Source organism: Aeromicrobium sp. CnD17-E, assembly GCF_024124745.1.
Lineage (GTDB): Bacteria > Actinomycetota > Actinomycetes > Propionibacteriales > Nocardioidaceae > Aeromicrobium.
In genome coordinates this window covers 15,622-30,851 of sequence record NZ_JAMXRU010000003.1, presented here as the reverse complement: position 1 = coordinate 30,851, position 15,230 = coordinate 15,622, and the positions used below count along the sequence as shown (strand labels likewise).

The window sequence follows — 15,230 nt, the reverse complement described above, 5'->3', positions numbered from 1 at the left end:
GCCACACCCCCTTCCTGGGATGCAGGCCGGTGCGAGCCCTGACAGGCTGGTCGTCACGGACCACGAGTCGGGAGGAACCCCATGAAGAAGATCGTCTACGCGCTGGCGTTCGGCATCGGCTACGTGCTCGGCGCCCGAGCCGGCCGCGAGCGGTACGAGCAGCTGCGTGACGCGGCGGAGCGCTTCCAGTCCGATCCGCGCGTGCAGGACGCGGTGCACAAGGCCGAGGAGCTCGCGGAGGACGCCGTCCAGGCCGTCCGCGACGAGGACAAGCGGCACGAGGTCGTCGACTCGTTGAAGGAGACCGTCGGCACTGTCCGCGCCCAGGCCACCGGCGCGGCCGCCGCAGTCAAGGAGACCGTCGAGGACGCCACGGACGGAGACCTGTCCGACACGGTCGAGAGCGTCAAGGACACCGCCAAGGACCTCAAGGACGAGGCCGTCTCCAAGGCCGAGGACGTGAAGGACGCCGCTGACGAGGGCGGGCTGTCCGAGGCCGTCGACACGGCCAAGGACGCCGCGAAGGACGTCGAGGACGAGGCGGCCGACAGAGCCGGAGAGGTGCGCGAGAAGGTGGCCGAGGCCGCGCCGCGCTCCAGCGACGAGGACGCGATCGCCGACGCCGTCGGGTCGGCGCAGCAGGGAGCCAAGCACGTGCGCGACGAGTCGGCCGAGGCCGTCGAGCGCGTGGCGCAGAAGGCCCAGGGCGCGGCCGACGAGACCGGCACGCCCGCCGCGCTCGAGGACCCCGACGCGCACATCCCCGAGGTGGAGGACGAGATCGTCCACACCTCGGGTCCTGACGACCAGCGCTGATCGTCAGCGAAGAAGGCCCCGCACGGACCGAGGTCCGCGCGGGGCCTTCGCACGTGGCGTCGCCGAGTCAGGCCGGCGGGCGACCGAGCCGCGCGCGCACCTGGTCGAGCACCCGGGGCGGGAACTCGTGGGTGCGGCGACAGCGCTCCACGAGGTAGAGGATCTTGTTGAGTCGAGGGCCCGGCAGCTCCACGCCACGTGACTCGAGAGCCGGTCGCAGGACGTTGCGGTCGAACGCGCCGTCGCTGCGCTCGGGCTCCTCGCGCCAGCGCGCGAACGCCTCCTTGAGCTGGGCGTGCCCGACGACGCCGTGCTCCGGCGACAGGGCGACCGCGATCGCCGCCACGAGCCAGGCGTCGTCGTGCTGCAGCGCGTCGACGTCGAGCTGGACGGTGCCGGTTCCCGCCGGCGCCAGTGTCGGCGGGTCGAAGTCGACCACCAGGTCGATGCTGAGGTCCGGGAAGCGCAGGCTCACGCGCGTGCCCGGTGCCGTGAGCGACATCCGCTGCCCCGGGACGGGTGTCGAGGCGTCGCCCTCCGGCGTCACCACCTCCACGACCACGCCGTTCGCCCGCTGCCCGCGGTGGAGCACGGGATGCCCGGCCCCGGCCTGCACGACCACCGCGGGGTCGCTGAGGTAGGGGAGACGGACGAACACGTACGTCGAGCCGGCGATCTCCTCGACGGCCACGGACCTCTGCTCGGGCAGCGTCATCCGTCGGGCGAGCACCAGCTTTCCGCCGGGGTCCACGATGGTGCGACCCGACGACTCGGGCCCGACCGACCAGGCGATGCGCAGCACGCTTCCTTCCCTCCTGTCTCGACGACGACGATCATGCCAGCACCGAACGGTCGGCCCTGTGCGGCCATTGCATTGCACGCGATGTAATCGTGTGCAATGATAGTGCCGTTGGGCGCGGCACGAGCCGCCCCGATTCCCGACTTCCAGGAGGAACCATGGACGCGATCTACACCGCCGAGGCACTCGCGACGGGTGGCGGCCGCGACGGCGGGCACGTCGTCACGAGCGACGGCCGCCTCGACCTGCACACGGCCCTGCCGACCAGCATGGGCGGCAACGGCGAGGGCACGAACCCCGAGCAGCTCTTCGCGTCGGGCTACGCCGCCTGCTTCCACGGCGCCTTCCAGCTCGTCGCCCGTCAGGCCAAGGCCGACGTGAGCGACTCGAGCGTCGGCGCGAAGGTCGACATCGGCTCCAACGGCCAGGGCGGCTTCGACCTCGCCGTCACGCTCGAGGTCACCGTCCCGACCCTGCCGCACGACGAGGCGCAGGCGCTGGCCGACAAGGCGCACGAGGTGTGCCCGTACTCGAACGCCACGCGCGGCAACATCGACGTGCAGATCGTCGTCGTCGACGACTGAGAGACCCGCACGTCACGTCCTGGCCGGGGCGTGTCGTGCCCTGGGAGGAGCCGCGGTGGAACATGTTCCACCGCGGCTCGCCTGTTCCTGGCCTGCCGTCCGACGATGGCAGCATGACCACGCTCACCTCCCTCGCCACGAACCTGTTGATCCTCGTCGCCTTCGTCGGTGTGGTCCTCGTGGGACTCCGCGTCGCCCAGAGCATCTTCGGCACCGGCTCGAAGAAGGCAGCCGCCACCGAGGCCGCGGCGCGCCTCGTCGCCTACCCGACCGGCTCGGCCGCGGTGCTCCGCCGCCGCTTCGTCAAGGCGCTCACCGGCCAGCACGTGGTCATGCCGAGCGGGGACCGCGTCGCGTTCAGCGAGCTCGTCGTGCGGGTCTCGCCCGAGGACCTCGAGCGCCTCGACCCCGACGGCGACGTCGACCGGCTGGGTGAGGACGCGGCGAGGCTCTACCTGACCCACGCCGAGCGTGAGGGCTGGAGCACGCCGGAGGAGGTGCGCGTGGAGGTCGAGGTCGACCCGGCACTGCGCCCCGGCTGGGTGCCCCCGGCCCGCGGAAGTCGCACGGGCGCCTCCGTGCGACGTCCGCTCGAGTCGTCCGCTCGACCCGGGCGGCAGCCCGTCGTCCCCGACTGGGACGTCGTCGCCGACCTCACGCCCACCGCGTCGACCGCGCCGGCTGCGCCGACGCCGCTGCCCGTGCGGACCGACGTGCCGGCCGCGCAGGAGACCATGGCCTTCCCCGTCCTCGTGCCGGCCGACGCCGCCCCGACCGTCGCCGGCGCACGCGACCTGTTCCTGCACCGCGGTGCCCACAGCGTCCGCGTGCCGCGCGACGGCGTCACCGTCCTTGGACGGCTGCCCGAGAGCCCGCTGCCGCTGGAGGAGCCGGAGATCTCCTACCGTCACGCCGAGCTGCGGCTGCTCGCCGGCTCGTGGCAGGTGCGTGACGCCGGCAGCACCAACGGCACGTCGGTCGACGGCGAGCGCATCGGCGACACCTGGGTGACGGTGCGCGACGGTGCCGTCCTGGCGCTCGCGGGGGTCAAGGTCGCCGTCGGCTCCGACACGCACGGCACGGTGGCCGTGTCGGGTGTTTCGCGTCGGCCGTGACAATGGTGCCCATGGCTGACCAGCGTGACCGTCGCTCCCGACGGTGGAGGAGGCGTCGCACGACGTCGACGCCCGGCGCTGCCACGACGCCACGACCCGACGGCGCGTCGACCGCACCCGTCCCGCTGGTGCCGGCGGCCGGCACGGTGCCGGTCGGCGGGTCCGACGGCCGCGACACGGTCGAGCCGCAGGTCGACGCGTCACGCTTCGAGCTGCAGGGTCGGATCGGTGCCGGCAACCACGGGGTGGTGTTCCGCGCTCTCGACCGTCATCTGGGCCGTCAGGTCGCCATCAAGCGGTTCTCGCACTTCCTGGCCGACGACCCACGGGCGATGCGGCGCATCACGCGCGAGGTCGAGACCCTCGCCCGGGTCTCGCACCCCAACGTCGTGACGGTGCACGACCTCGTGCGGATGCCGGACGGTGACGGCGAGGTGACCCCACATCTCGTGATGGAGCTCGTCGAGGGCACGTCGCTGCGCGACCTGCTCGCGCTGCGCGGTCCCAGCCCACGCTCGGTCCTCGTCGTCGCCGGTGTGCTCGACGGGCTCGCGGCGTGCCACCGCGCCGGCATCCTGCACCTCGACATCAAGCCGGCCAACGTGCTCGTGACCGACACCGGCGGCATCAAGATCGTCGACTTCGGCATCGCCCGGGCGGCCTCGGACGCCACCGCGACGGTGGCCGGCACGCCGCACTACATGGCCCCCGAGCAGTACGACGGGCGCGCCGACGAGCGCAGCGACGTGTACTCCGTCGGGTGCCTGCTCTTCGAGACCCTCACCGGTCGGGCCCCGTTCGAGGGGACGATGGCCGCCCAGCTGATGGCCCACCGCACCCAGCCGCGTCCGGACCCGCGAGCCTCGGCGCCGTGGGTGGGTCCGCGCCTGGCGGCCGTCGTGCAGACCGCGATGGCCGTCGACCCCGACGAGCGGTACAGCGGTGTGGAGGCGATGGCGCGCGCCCTGAGGTCGGCCGCGGACGACGTCGGCGATCCGTCGACCGCTGCCGTCGTCGCACCGACGGCAGAGCGGCCAGCACGACCCGCGGCGACGCCACCGGTCGTGCTCGCGCCGCCGGCACCCGTGGGCGCCCCTCTCGTCCGACCGTTGAGCCGTCCCGCCGACCTCGGCGACCGTCCCGACGCCCGTGCCGCGACCCCGGACCACACGCCCGAGCCTGCCCTCGCTGCGACCGGCCCCGCCGTCACGCGCTGGACACGGCTCGTCTCGTTGCTGCTGGGCCTCGGGATCTGTGCCGTGGTGCTCACCGTCGTGCCGATGCTGGCGTGGGCGAGCCTCGAGCTCGCGCCGCCCCGGGTGCGACCGGCGACGATGGACCAGATGTCCGCCGACGCGTGGTGGATGCTCTCGGTCGGCCTGGCCCTCGTGCTCCTGCTCGTGCGTCGCCGTCGCTTCTTCCATCACCTTGCGGGTCCGGAGGTCGGGAGCCCGCTGCCCGATGGGCCGCTCGCGCCGAGCGTCGGTCGTGGCGTGCGCATGGCGCTCCTGGCGGCTTTCGTCGGCACGCTGCCGCTGCTGGTGCCGTGGTACGTCCTCGGTCTGCTCGCCGGGCTCACGGCCGCCGGGGCACCCGCGCCGAGCGACCCGTTCGCGGACGCCTGGACGACGGCCTGGGTGCTGGCGCCTCTCGTCGCGCTCGTGCTCGGGCTCCGCGGCATCCTCGGCATGCGTCCGCGGCTCGGTGCCCTGGCGCTCTCGTTCCTGCTCCTCGTGGCAGCCGGGGGAGCAGCGGCCTTCTTCCTGCTCGCGGGGCCCTACGTCCTCTGACGCACAGGTCAGCGCGCCAGCAGGCGCCGGGCGCCGGTAGGCCACCAGGTGCCGGCGTTCGGGCCGCCCTCGCACTGTCCGTCGGACTCGCCCGGCCGCTTGACCCACAGGTAGGCGTCGAGGCCGTTGCGGTCGACGATCATCGGCGTGTGCCCGAGGCGCGCCGCCGGCGGGTTGCACCAGACGCCGGGGGTCACCGGCTTGGCCGCGCCGTTGCGCGAGGTGTCCACGACGTACCGCTTGCCCTTCACGCCGAGCTTCGCGAGCTCGGCCACGACGGCGGCGCCGTAGGTGCGCTCCTCGCTGGTCGGGCGGAAGTTGGAGGTGTTGGTGGCCAGGCCACGCGCGTCCCGGACGCCCGCGGACACCAGGCGCTTGGCCATGTCCTGCGGCGTGATCCACCGGCTGTGCCCGGCGTCGATGTAGACCCAGACGCCCGCCCGTGCCAGGCTGCGCGTCGCATACCGCAGCAGTGCGGTGCGATCGCCCTGGCCGGAGCACGCGCCGAGCAGCGCCAGGGCGTCAGGCTCCAGCACGACCATCGCGTAGCGGCCTCGCAGACCCTTGGCGACCTGGTCGACCCAGGCCTTGTACTGCGTCGGGCTGAGACCACCCGCGGAGTGCTGGCCACAGTCGCGTCCGGTGATCGCGTAGACCGCGAGCAGCGGGGTGCGCTTCGCGCGACGGGCGCGGTCGGCGTACTCGGCGGCGACGGACGCCACCTTCGAGGCCGGGTACCCCTCGGTCAGCCAGAAGGCCTGCGCGCGCGACCCGATGGGTGCGTAGCGCTTGTCCTTCACCGCCGCGCGCGCCGACGCCGTCGTGGGGTCGACGTAGACCGCGCGGGTCAGACGCGGGTCCTTCGCTGCGGTGGCCGGGGCGGCGGCAGCGAGCACGGACAGCACGAGGCACACCAGCGTCAGCATCGACGCCGGCGTCCCGACACGACGAAAGGCCCCGGCCACGTCCCTGATCCTAGGCGCGTCGGCGCTCCCGCGCCGGGCTTCTGCCTGGTTCGACCGGCTCAGACACGCGTGACGCCGTCGAAACCGCCTTGCGGAGCGCCCAGGCCGAAGATCTTCGCGATCGTCGGAGCGACGTCGATCGTCGCGGCGCGCTCGCTGAGCACCGCCGGGCGGACGGCGCCGCCTGCGAGGAAGAACGGGATGGCCTCCGTCGCGGGGTGCCCGTGGTTGCCGGGGATCGGGTTGGAGTACAGGTCGGGGTCGGAGAAGCGGTAGCCCGACTTGCAGTAGACGACGAGGTCGCCCGCCTTGGCGCCGAGGCGCAGCTGTGCCGTGGTGCGGACGCTGAGCACGCCCGGCGTCGCGAGAGCCACCCGCGTGGCCTCGGCCAGCGCACGGGACCGGTCGGCGCTGCGGCCGAGGTAGCTGATCACGTCGGCACCGCCGTTGTCGGCGATCGCGACCTTGCCGTCGAGCAGGGCGTTGCCCTTGAAGGCGCGCGTCAGGCTGATGAGACGGTCGGGGTCGCTCCAGTCCATGGAGTGGTCCGCCAGCACGACCACGGTCGTGGACGACCAGGTGCTGCGGGTGCGCAGCCAGGAGACGAACGAGCCGATCTGCGCGTCGGTGGAGGTCAGCGCGGTGCGGCGCAGCACCTGCAGGTTGGATCCCGTGAGGTCGCTGTGCCCGAAGCGGTCGATGTCGCCGAAGTTCGCGAACACGAGGTGCGGGTCGGCCTCGGAGATCATCGTGCGCAGCGCGCTCATGGTGAACACGTCCAGGGCGTGGTTGGTCACCGGCAGCAGCGGGAACGGCTCCCACCGGTAGGTGGCTCGCGTGCCGAAGACGCTGTAGAGGTAGTCCTTGCTGAGCACCGAGCCGGTGGTCAGCCCGCGCTCGCGCAGGCGCTCGAGCATGGTGGGGAAGACGATGTCGGTCGGCTCGCCGCACGTGCGCACCTTCTGCTGCGCACGGTCGTAGATGGAGTTCGCCGGGACGCCGCTGCGGTCCGGACGCACACCGGTCATCATCATCACGTGGTTGGGGATGGTCTCCGCGATCGGCATCGAGCGGGCCTGCGGGAACCAGCGCCCGGCGGAGCGCAGCGCATGCAGGTTCGGGGTCGACTCGGGCGTGATCTCGTCGGGTCGGCAGCCGTCGATCACGAGCACGTACACGCGCTGGGACGAGACGGGCGCTGCGGAGGCCCACGGCGCTCCGGCAGCGCCCGAGAGGACGACGGCTCCACCGGTGGCGGCAGCCGCGCGCAGCACGGTCCGTCGATCGAGCTGGGGGGCGCTCATGCGGAAGCTCCTGTCGTGGGCTGGCTGACCTTGCGGACCTTCTGGGCCGATGCGGGGACCTCGTAGGACGTCGACCAGGTGGCGGTCGCGGCTCGGTCGGCGCGGCTGCTGATGACGTACCAGTCCATCTGCACGCGCGCCGGTGTCACGTCCAGCACCGAGAACCCGTGGTTGTCGAAGTCGAGGTGCTTGACGTGGCGGTTCGCCGTCTTGATCGCCTCCTCGACGCCCACCGACGCGGTGCGCGGCGGAGCCCCGAGGATGTCCTTGAGGTTGTTGCTGGTCACCGACGTGCAGACGAGCTCGGTGCCGACGGTCGTGCTGAGCGGGTAGGTGCCGGGGTTCGTCGGCAGGTCGCACGCCCACGCGGAGTGGATGTCGCCGGTCAGGAAGACGGTGTCGGTGATGTTCTGGTCGGCGAGGTGCTCGAGCACCTGCCGACGCTCGACCGTGTACCCGTCCCACTGGTCGGTGTTGTACTGCACGCCCTCGGCGGGCAGCAGTCCCACGGAGTCCTTCAGGCCGTCGCGCACCCGGTTCGGCAGGGGAGGGACGAGCACGGGGGAGATCATCACCGGGTTGCCCACGAGCTTCCACTGCGAGGCGGTCGTGCTGAGCCCGCGCTTCAGCCAGGCGATCTGGTCGTCGCCGGCGATCTTGCGACCGGCGTCGTCGCGCGACGGCACCTGGGTGAACGCACCCCCTGGGGCGGTGCGGTAGCTGCGCAGGTCGAGCATCGAGAGCTCGGCGAGCCGGCCGAACGTGAACCGGCGGTAGATCTGCGTGCCGTCGCCGAGCCGGGCCGTGCCGCTCAGACGGACCGGCATCCACTCGTCGTAGGCGCGGTAGGCCGCAGCGCGTCGAGCCGCCCAGGAACCCTCCGTGGCGGGGTCGTGGTTCTCCGCGCCCTGGAGCCAGGCGTCGTTGGCCGACTCGTGGTCGTCCCACGTGCAGATGAAGGGGACGGAGCGGTGCAGCGTCTGCAGGTCGGGGTCGGTCTTGTAGAGCGCGTGCCGACGGCGGTAGTCCGAGAGCGACACGATCTCGTGCGTCGGGTCGGCCTGGCGCACGACGACGTTCTTCTGGCCCATGGCGTACTCGCCCGTGCCGTACTCGTAGATGTAGTCGCCGAGGTGCAGGACGACGTCGACCTGCTGCTGCGCGAGGTGGCGGTAGGCGCTGAAGTAGCCCGCCTCGTAGTTGGCGCAGGACACGACCCCGAAGCGCATCCGCGCGGGCGCGGCGTCCGTCGCCGGCGCCGTGCGGGTACGGCCGGTCGTCGAGCGCGTCCGCTGGTACGTGAAGCGGTAGTAGTACGTCGTGCCGGGGGCGAGGCCGGTCACGTCGACCTTGACGGTGTGGTCCTGGGCGGCGCTCGTCGTCACGCTGCCTCGACGCACCACGCGCCGGAACGCACGGTCGAGGGCGACGACCCACGAGACGTCGGCACGCGGCCCGCGCCCGGAGCCGGGCGTGGCGCTCGCGGTGGGGGTCACCCGCGTCCAGAGGACGACGGCGGTGGGCAGGGGGTCGCCGGAGGCCACCCCGTGGCGGAAGAAGGTCACGGTCATCTCAACGACGCACCCTGGCAGAGGTCCCTGTCCTGGAGGTGAACAGTCGGCGACCGGCCGACGCGTCGATCCCCGACGCCGGTTGCTAGCGTCGCCGGGTGAGCCAGCACGCGTACGCCGCGCACGAGCGCGAGGTCGTCCACCGGGTCATCGCGGAACGTCGCGACATGCGGCACTTCGCCGGTGGCGAGGTCCCGGCCGCCGTGCTGGCGCGGCTGCTGGAGGCCGCCCACCGAGCACCGAGCGTGGGCCTCATGCAGCCGTGGCGCTTCGTCCGGGTCACCGACGCCGCGCTCCGGCGCCGTCTCCACGCACACGTCGACGCCGAGCGTCGGCTGACCGCGGAGGCGATGGGGGAGCGCGCCGAGGAGTTCATGCGCCTGAAGGTGGAGGGTGTCCTCGACTGCGCCGAGCTGCTGGTGGTCGCGCTGCCCGACGGACGCGGCGAGCACGTGTTCGGCCGACGCACCATGCCCCACATGGACCTCGCCTCCGCGTCCTGCGCGATCCAGAACCTCTGGCTGGCCGCGCGCGCCGAGGGCTACGGCATGGGCTGGGTGTCGATGTTCGACCCCGTCGTCGTGGCGCGCGAGCTCGCCATGCCCGACGGTGCGGAGCCGGTCGCGCTCCTGTGCCTCGGGCCGGTCGAGGCCTTCTACGAGCGCCCGATGCTCGAGGAGGAGCACTGGACCAGCCCCCGCCCGCTCGCGGACCTGGTCGCGGAGAACCGCTGGCCTGCCGACCGGTGACGCCCAGACCCTTGACCTGACGTTGACGGTCGGTTCTCATGGAAGAGCCGTCCGACGCCCTCCTCACCGGCGCGGGCGAGGGAGGATGACCTTCTCTCGGGACGGGCGGCGGGGCCGGGTCGCTTCCCCTGGGCCGGTCCTGCCGCCTCTCGCTAGATCGACGTGCCGTCCGCGAGGCGCAGGAACTCCAGGTGGCTCTCGTACGCGTCGAGCACGTCGTCGATGAGCTGGCCGTGGGTGTAGCCCATGACGTCGTACCCCTGTCCGCCGTGGCGCAGGTGGACCTCGAGGCGGGCGTAGTAGTCGTCGCCCCGGGGCACCAGCGAGGAGCTGTAGACCGGGATGGGGACCTCCCGCAGCGCGACGCGGTAGCAGAACGGGGTCGACCCGTCCGCGACCTCCGCCGTGAGCTCGACCCCGGGTCTGCCGTCCTCGTCGGTGCAGCGGCGGGCGTCCGCGGCGGCACAGGTCGTGGCGAGCTCACCCGCCACCTCCTGCAACGCGGGCGCCACGACGCGGTCGAGGAACTCCTCGGCCCTGGCGCGGCTCGGGAACGACATGACCCGCCTCAGGCGCGAGCGCCACTGGCCCGGGCCGCCGCGCTCGGGCGCGCTCCGGCTCGACAGGACGCCGTGCAGGGCGCCGTCGCGCGAGTCGACGATCCACGCCTCGGCCTTGAGCGCGCGGTGCAGGCCCACCATCACCGCGACCATGACCAGGGCGAACGGGATGCCCATGATGATCGTGGCCGACTGCAGCGTCGCGATGCCCCCGACCGACAGCAGCGCGATCGTGAGAGCACCCGTCGTGACCGCCCAGAAGATGCGCAGGGCCGCTCCCGCGTCCGCGTGCACGTCGCGCATGCGGGAGGAGAGGTTCGCCATGATCAGTGCGCCGGAGTCGGCGGACGTCACGTAGAACAGCAGACCCGTGAACGTCGCGATCGACGCGAGGAAGGTGAAGCCGGGGTACTGCGCGAGCATCGTGTAGAAGCCCTGCTCGGGTGCCTCGAGCGTCAGCTGTCCGAACGACTGGTTGCCCTGGCGGACGAGGTCGATCGACGCGTTCCCGAAGATCGAGATCCACATGAGGATGTACAGGAACGGGATCAGCAGCGTGCCGAGCACGAACTGGCGGATGGTGCGGCCCCGGGAGATCCGGGCCAGGAACAGGCCGACGAAGGACGCCCACGCGATCCACCACGCCCAGAAGAACAGCGTCCAGTCCGACATCCAGGAGCCGGTGTCCTCGTGGGCGAACGTCTGCAGCGACATCTCCGGGAAGAGGCGCACGAAGTCGCCGACGTTGAGCACGAGCGCGTCGAGCAGGTAGGTCGTGCGTCCGGTGACGAGGATCCAGACCGCCAGGACGACGGCCAGCAGGACGTTGGCCTGCGAGAGCCACTTGATGCCCTTGTCGACGCCCGACACGGCCGAGAGCGTGGCCATGGCGACGCCGACGACGATGAGCGTGACCTGCGCCGTGAGGCCCAGGGGCACGTCGAAGAGCATGTTCAGCCCGACGTTGAGCTGGACGACGGCGATCCCGAGGGTGGTGGCGACGCCGAAGATCGTGCCGAGCACGGCGGCGAGGTCGACCCCGTCGCCCATCCAGCCCTCGGTGCGTCGCCCGATGAGCGGGTGCAGGGCCGACCGGACCGCGAGCGGCAGGTTCATCCGGTAGGCGAAGTAGCCGAGGGCGACGCCCATGAGCGCGTACATGCCCCAGCCGCTGATGCCGTAGTGGAAGAGGGTCCAGACGGTGGCCTCGCGGGCGGCGTCGACCGTCTCGGGCTCGCCCGTCGGTGGTGCCAGGTACTGCGTGACCGGCTCGGCCACCGCGAAGAACATCAGGTCGGTGCCGATCCCGGCCGCGAACAGCATCGAGGCCCACGCGAAGGTGCTGAACTCCGGCTGCGCGTGCTCCGGTCCGAGCTTCGTCCGACCGAACCGCGACGTGGCGAGGAAGACGACGAACACGAGGATCACGGTGGCGAGGAGCACGTAGAACCAGCCGAACCAGTCGGTGGCCCAGCCGACCAGCGTGCCGAGGCCCGCCTCGGCGCTGCGGGGTGCGAGCAGGCCCCACGCGGTGATCCCGAGGATCACCACCGAGGCGCCGACCAGCACGGGCAGATTCACCCGCGACGCGGGCTCCGGCGACGTCGCGACGGCGGACCCGTCGTCGACGACGTCGGTCACGAGGTCGCTCCCGCGTCAGCCCGGACGGTGCCCGGCACCGGCGCGGCGTTGCGGGGGTCGCCCTCCGGCCACAGCGGCATGCCCGTGCCGTGGCGGTAGAAGGGCACGTCGAGCGGGGCGAGCGGCGTGTTGCCGGCGATCAGGTCGGCGGCCTTCTCGGCCACCATCATCACCGGCGCGTAGATGTTGCCGTTGGTCACGTACGGGAACACCGACGCGTCGACGACGCGCAGCCCCTGCGTGCCGTGGACGCGCATGCTGGCGGGGTCGACGACGCTCGCCTCGTCCGTGCCCATCTTGGCGGTGCACGACGGGTGCAGCGCGGTCTCGGCGTCCTGCGCCACCCAGTCGAGGATCTCCTGGTCGGTCTGCACGCCCGGGCCGGGGGAGATCTCGCCCGCGCTGAAGGCGCTGAACGCCGGCTGCTCGAGGATGTCACGCGCCGCGCGGACCATCTCGATCCACTCGCGTCGGTCGTTCTCGGTCGACAGGTAGTTGAAGCGCAGCGCCGGGTGCTCGCGTGGGTCCCGGCTGCGGATCTTCAACGATCCGCGCACGTCGGAGTACATCGGACCGATGTGCACCTGGTACCCGTGACCACCGTTCTCCTCCCCGCCTGCCGGCTTCGAGCCGTCGTAGCGGATGGCGATGGGCAGGAAGTGGAACATGAGGTTCGGGTAGTCGACCTGGTCGTTGCTGCGGACGAAGCCACCGGCCTCGAAGTGGTTCGACGCGCCGACGCCGCGCCGCAGGAACATCCACTCGGCGCCGATGCGCGGCTTGTGCCGGTGCTTGAGCCAGGGAGCGATCGAGACCGGCTGCTTCGACGCGTGCTGGATGTACACCTCGAGGTGGTCCTGCATGTTCTCGCCGACACCGGGCAGGTCCACGACCGGGTCGATGCCCAGCGCCCGCAGCTCCTCGGCGTTGCCGATGCCTGACAGCTGCAGGAGCTGCGGGGAGTTGAAGGCACCGCCGCACAGGATCACCTCGCCCGCGCCCACCGAGCGCTCGAGGCGGCCACCACGCAGGTAGTCGACGCCGACGACCCGCGTGCCCTGCATGCGCAGGCCGGTGACCAGCGACAGGGTGTGCACCGTCAGGTTCCGACGGTGCCGGACGGGCGCCAGGTAGGCCTGGCTGGCGCTCAGCCGTCGACCCCGGTGCACGTTGCGGTCGAACTTCGCGAAGCCCTCCTGGCGGTAGCCGTTCACGTCGTCGGTGAGCGGGTAGCCGGCCTGCTGGACGGCCTCGAAGAAGGCGCCGAACAGCGGCGACGTGGCGGGTCCACGCTCCAGCACGAGCGGTCCCGAGCCGCCACGCCAGGCGTCGGCGCCTGCGAGGCAGGTCTCCATGCGCTTGAAGTAGGGAAGGCAGTGCGCGTAGTCCCACTGCTCGAGCCCGGGGTCGCGCGCCCACCGCTCGTAGTCGAGCGGGTTGCCGCGCTGGAAGATCATGCCGTTGATGGACGAGGAGCCGCCGAGCACCTTGCCGCGGGCGTGGAAGACCCGGCGCCCGCCCATGTGCGGCTCGGGCTCGGACTCGTAGCGCCAGTCGTAGAAGCGGCTGCCGATCGGGTAGGGCAGCGCGGCGGGCATGTGGATGAACGGGTCGAGCTTGGTGTCCGGGCGACCCGCCTCGAGCACCAGGACGCTCGTGCCCGGGTCGGCGCTCAGCCGGTTGGCGAGGGCGGAGCCGGCGGACCCGCCGCCGACGATCACGTAGTCGTAGCTCTGCATGGGAACCTCCGTCAGGCCCGCGGGGCGGGGTCGGCGCCGAACCAGCCGCTCGGCGCGGGTCGGGTGTTGTGCCAGACGTGCTTGGACTCGCGGTACTCCTCGAGCCCGGCGAGGCCCAGCTCGCGGCCGACGCCGCTCTGCTTGAAGCCGCCCCACTCCGCCTGCGGCACGTACGGGTGGTAGTCGTTGATCCAGACCGTGCCGTGGCGCAGCCGCGACGCGACCCGCTCGGCGCGACCGGCGTCCTGCGTCCAGACGGCCCCGGCGAGACCGTAGATCGTGTCGTTGGCGATCGAGACCGCCGCGTCCTCGAGGGCGTCGGCGTCGTCGCCCGTGAACCGCTCGACGGTCAGGACCGGTCCGAAGCTCTCGTCCTGCACGCAGGACATGTCGGCCGAGCACTCGTCGAGGATGGTCGGCAGGTAGTAGAAGCCGTCCGCGAGGTCCGGGTCGTCGGGCCGGGCCCCGCCCACGCGCAGCACGGCCCCCTCCGCGACGCCGGCCGCGACGTAGGCCTCGACCTTCTCGCGGTGGGCGGCGCTGATCAGCGGGCCGGTCTCGGCGTGCTCGTCGTCGGGTCCGCCGAGCCGGATCCGTGCAGCACGGGCGACCAGCTCGTCGACGAACCGGTCGTGGATCGAGTCCTCGACGACGAGCCGCGTGCCGGCCGAACAGACCTGGCCCGAGTCGAGGAAGACCGCCGTGAGCGCGTTGTCGACCGCCGCCTCCCAGTCGGCGTCCGCGAACACCACGTTCGGGTTCTTGCCGCCGAGCTCGAGGGCGACCTTCTTGACGGTCGGGGCGGCCGCGGCCATGATCCGTCGGCCGGTCACGAGGCCGCCGGTGAACGACACGAGGTCGACCTCGGGGGCCTCGGTGAGCGTCGGGCCCACGCGGTCGCCGGCACCGAGGACGAGGTTGGCGACGCCGTCGGGCAGATCGAGGTCGGCGAGGGTCCGCACCAGCCAGATCGCCGTCGACGGGGTCAGCTCGCTCGGCTTGAGCACGAACGTGCAGCCCGTGGCGAGGGCCGGAGCGACCTTCCACGACGTCTGCAGCAGGGGGAAGTTCCAGGGGGTGATGAGCGTGCAGACGCCGACCGGCTCGTGCACGACGCGGCTCGCCACGTGCGGCTGCCCGGTGTCGACCACGCGGCCGGCGTCGGCCTGTGCCAGGCCGGCGAAGTGCCGGAACACGGCCACGACGTCGTCGACGTCGATGCGTGCTTCCACCGTGCGCTTGCCGGTGTCGAGGGCCTCCAGTCGTGCGACGTCCTCCTTCTCCGCCTCGAGCCGGTCGGCGAGACGGTGGAGCAGTGCGGCGCGCTCCGGGGCGGGCGTCCGGGGCCACGGGCCGTCGTCGAAGGCACGTCGGGCGGCGCGGACGGCGTCGGCCGCGTCGGCGGAGGTCGCCTCGGCGACGGTGGTCACGGTGCGGCCGTCGGCGGGACAGCGGATCGTGCGGCTCTCGCCGTCCGACGCGTCGCGCCACCGGCCGTCGATGAACAGGGTGGTCAACAGATCCTCCTGGGGTCGGTCGGTCCTTCGACCCAATCGGTTCTGGGAGACGTTCGCAAATCAGCCCCTCGTCGGACGGG

12 protein-coding genes are annotated in these 15,230 nt (G+C 72.2%); 5 read left to right on the top strand and 7 right to left on the bottom strand.

Translation table 11 applies throughout. The features are described from left to right. Window positions 1–81: 81 nt before the first annotated feature. Entirely contained in the window at window positions 82–816 is a 735-nt protein-coding gene (locus NH339_RS01505; protein WP_253021774.1) for a hypothetical protein, read from the top strand. Window positions 817–883: 67 nt separating this feature from the next. On the opposite strand, the gene NH339_RS01500 is transcribed toward NH339_RS01505, so the two are convergent. Beyond that, window positions 884–1,618: a hypothetical protein gene (locus tag NH339_RS01500; protein WP_253021772.1), complete on the bottom strand. Its 735-nt coding sequence runs from the start codon at window positions 1,616–1,618 to the stop codon at window positions 884–886. A gap of 155 nt (window positions 1,619–1,773) precedes the next feature. Between NH339_RS01500 and NH339_RS01495 the strand changes: the two genes are divergently transcribed. From NH339_RS01495 to NH339_RS01485, 3 genes are all read left to right on the top strand, one after another. Then, complete coding sequence (locus NH339_RS01495) at window positions 1,774–2,199, top strand: organic hydroperoxide resistance protein (RefSeq protein WP_253021770.1); 426 nt, start codon at window positions 1,774–1,776, stop codon at window positions 2,197–2,199. 113 nt (window positions 2,200–2,312) lie between these two features. After that, window positions 2,313–3,314, top strand: a complete 1,002-nt coding sequence (locus tag NH339_RS01490) for an FhaA domain-containing protein (protein ID WP_253021768.1) — start codon at window positions 2,313–2,315, stop codon at window positions 3,312–3,314. 11 nt (window positions 3,315–3,325) lie between these two features. Beyond that, window positions 3,326–5,104, top strand: a complete 1,779-nt coding sequence (locus tag NH339_RS01485; RefSeq protein WP_253021766.1) for a serine/threonine-protein kinase — start codon at window positions 3,326–3,328, stop codon at window positions 5,102–5,104. An 8-nt stretch (window positions 5,105–5,112) separates the two neighbouring features. Here NH339_RS01485 and NH339_RS01480 read toward each other — a convergent pair whose 3' ends face one another. Genes NH339_RS01480 through NH339_RS01470 form a run of 3 tightly spaced genes read right to left on the bottom strand, consistent with a single transcriptional unit; the run spans window position 5,113 to window position 8,944 of the window. Then, the gene (locus tag NH339_RS01480; RefSeq protein ID WP_253021764.1) at window positions 5,113–6,069 is read right to left on the bottom strand and encodes a glycoside hydrolase family 6 protein; all 957 of its coding nucleotides are present in this window, start codon (window positions 6,067–6,069) and stop codon (window positions 5,113–5,115) included. A gap of 59 nt (window positions 6,070–6,128) precedes the next feature. Continuing rightward, a complete protein-coding gene (locus tag NH339_RS01475) occupies window positions 6,129–7,373 on the bottom strand; it encodes an alkaline phosphatase family protein (RefSeq protein WP_253021761.1) in 1,245 nt (414 codons plus the stop codon). Further along, window positions 7,370–8,944, bottom strand: coding sequence for an alkaline phosphatase (locus tag NH339_RS01470; protein ID WP_253021759.1), 1,575 nt, complete (start codon window positions 8,942–8,944; stop codon window positions 7,370–7,372). The genes NH339_RS01475 and NH339_RS01470 overlap by 4 nt, the downstream gene beginning before the upstream one ends. 98 nt (window positions 8,945–9,042) lie before the next feature. On the opposite strand from NH339_RS01470, the gene bluB reads away from it, so the two are divergent. Beyond that, entirely contained in the window at window positions 9,043–9,693 is a 651-nt protein-coding gene (bluB, locus tag NH339_RS01465; protein ID WP_253021757.1) for a 5,6-dimethylbenzimidazole synthase, read from the top strand. A 152-nt stretch (window positions 9,694–9,845) separates the two neighbouring features. On the opposite strand, the gene betT is transcribed toward bluB, so the two are convergent. From betT to NH339_RS01450, 3 genes are read right to left on the bottom strand one after another with little or no spacing between them, the layout of a single operon-like run. Then, a complete protein-coding gene (gene betT / locus NH339_RS01460; protein WP_253021755.1) occupies window positions 9,846–11,894 on the bottom strand; it encodes a choline BCCT transporter BetT in 2,049 nt (682 codons plus the stop codon). Then, window positions 11,891–13,633: a choline dehydrogenase gene (gene betA, locus NH339_RS01455; protein ID WP_253021753.1), complete on the bottom strand. Its 1,743-nt coding sequence runs from the start codon at window positions 13,631–13,633 to the stop codon at window positions 11,891–11,893. Before betA ends, betT begins: the two co-directional genes overlap by 4 nt. 11 nt (window positions 13,634–13,644) lie before the next feature. Beyond that, entirely contained in the window at window positions 13,645–15,150 is a 1,506-nt protein-coding gene (locus NH339_RS01450) for an aldehyde dehydrogenase family protein (protein WP_253021751.1), read from the bottom strand. Window positions 15,151–15,230 lie beyond the last annotated feature (80 nt).

Coding starts and splice junctions, on each gene's coding strand:
- NH339_RS01475 (WP_253021761.1), bottom strand. CDS start 7,373: ATGAGCGCCCCCCAGCTCGATCGACGGACCGTGCTGCGCGCGGCTGCC.
- NH339_RS01505 (WP_253021774.1), top strand. CDS start 82: ATGAAGAAGATCGTCTACGCGCTGGCGTTCGGCATCGGCTACGTGCTC.
- NH339_RS01495 (WP_253021770.1), top strand. CDS start 1,774: ATGGACGCGATCTACACCGCCGAGGCACTCGCGACGGGTGGCGGCCGC.
- NH339_RS01485 (WP_253021766.1), top strand. CDS start 3,326: ATGGCTGACCAGCGTGACCGTCGCTCCCGACGGTGGAGGAGGCGTCGC.
- betA (WP_253021753.1), bottom strand. CDS start 13,633: ATGCAGAGCTACGACTACGTGATCGTCGGCGGCGGGTCCGCCGGCTCC.
- NH339_RS01490 (WP_253021768.1), top strand. CDS start 2,313: ATGACCACGCTCACCTCCCTCGCCACGAACCTGTTGATCCTCGTCGCC.
- NH339_RS01470 (WP_253021759.1), bottom strand. CDS start 8,944: ATGACCGTGACCTTCTTCCGCCACGGGGTGGCCTCCGGCGACCCCCTG.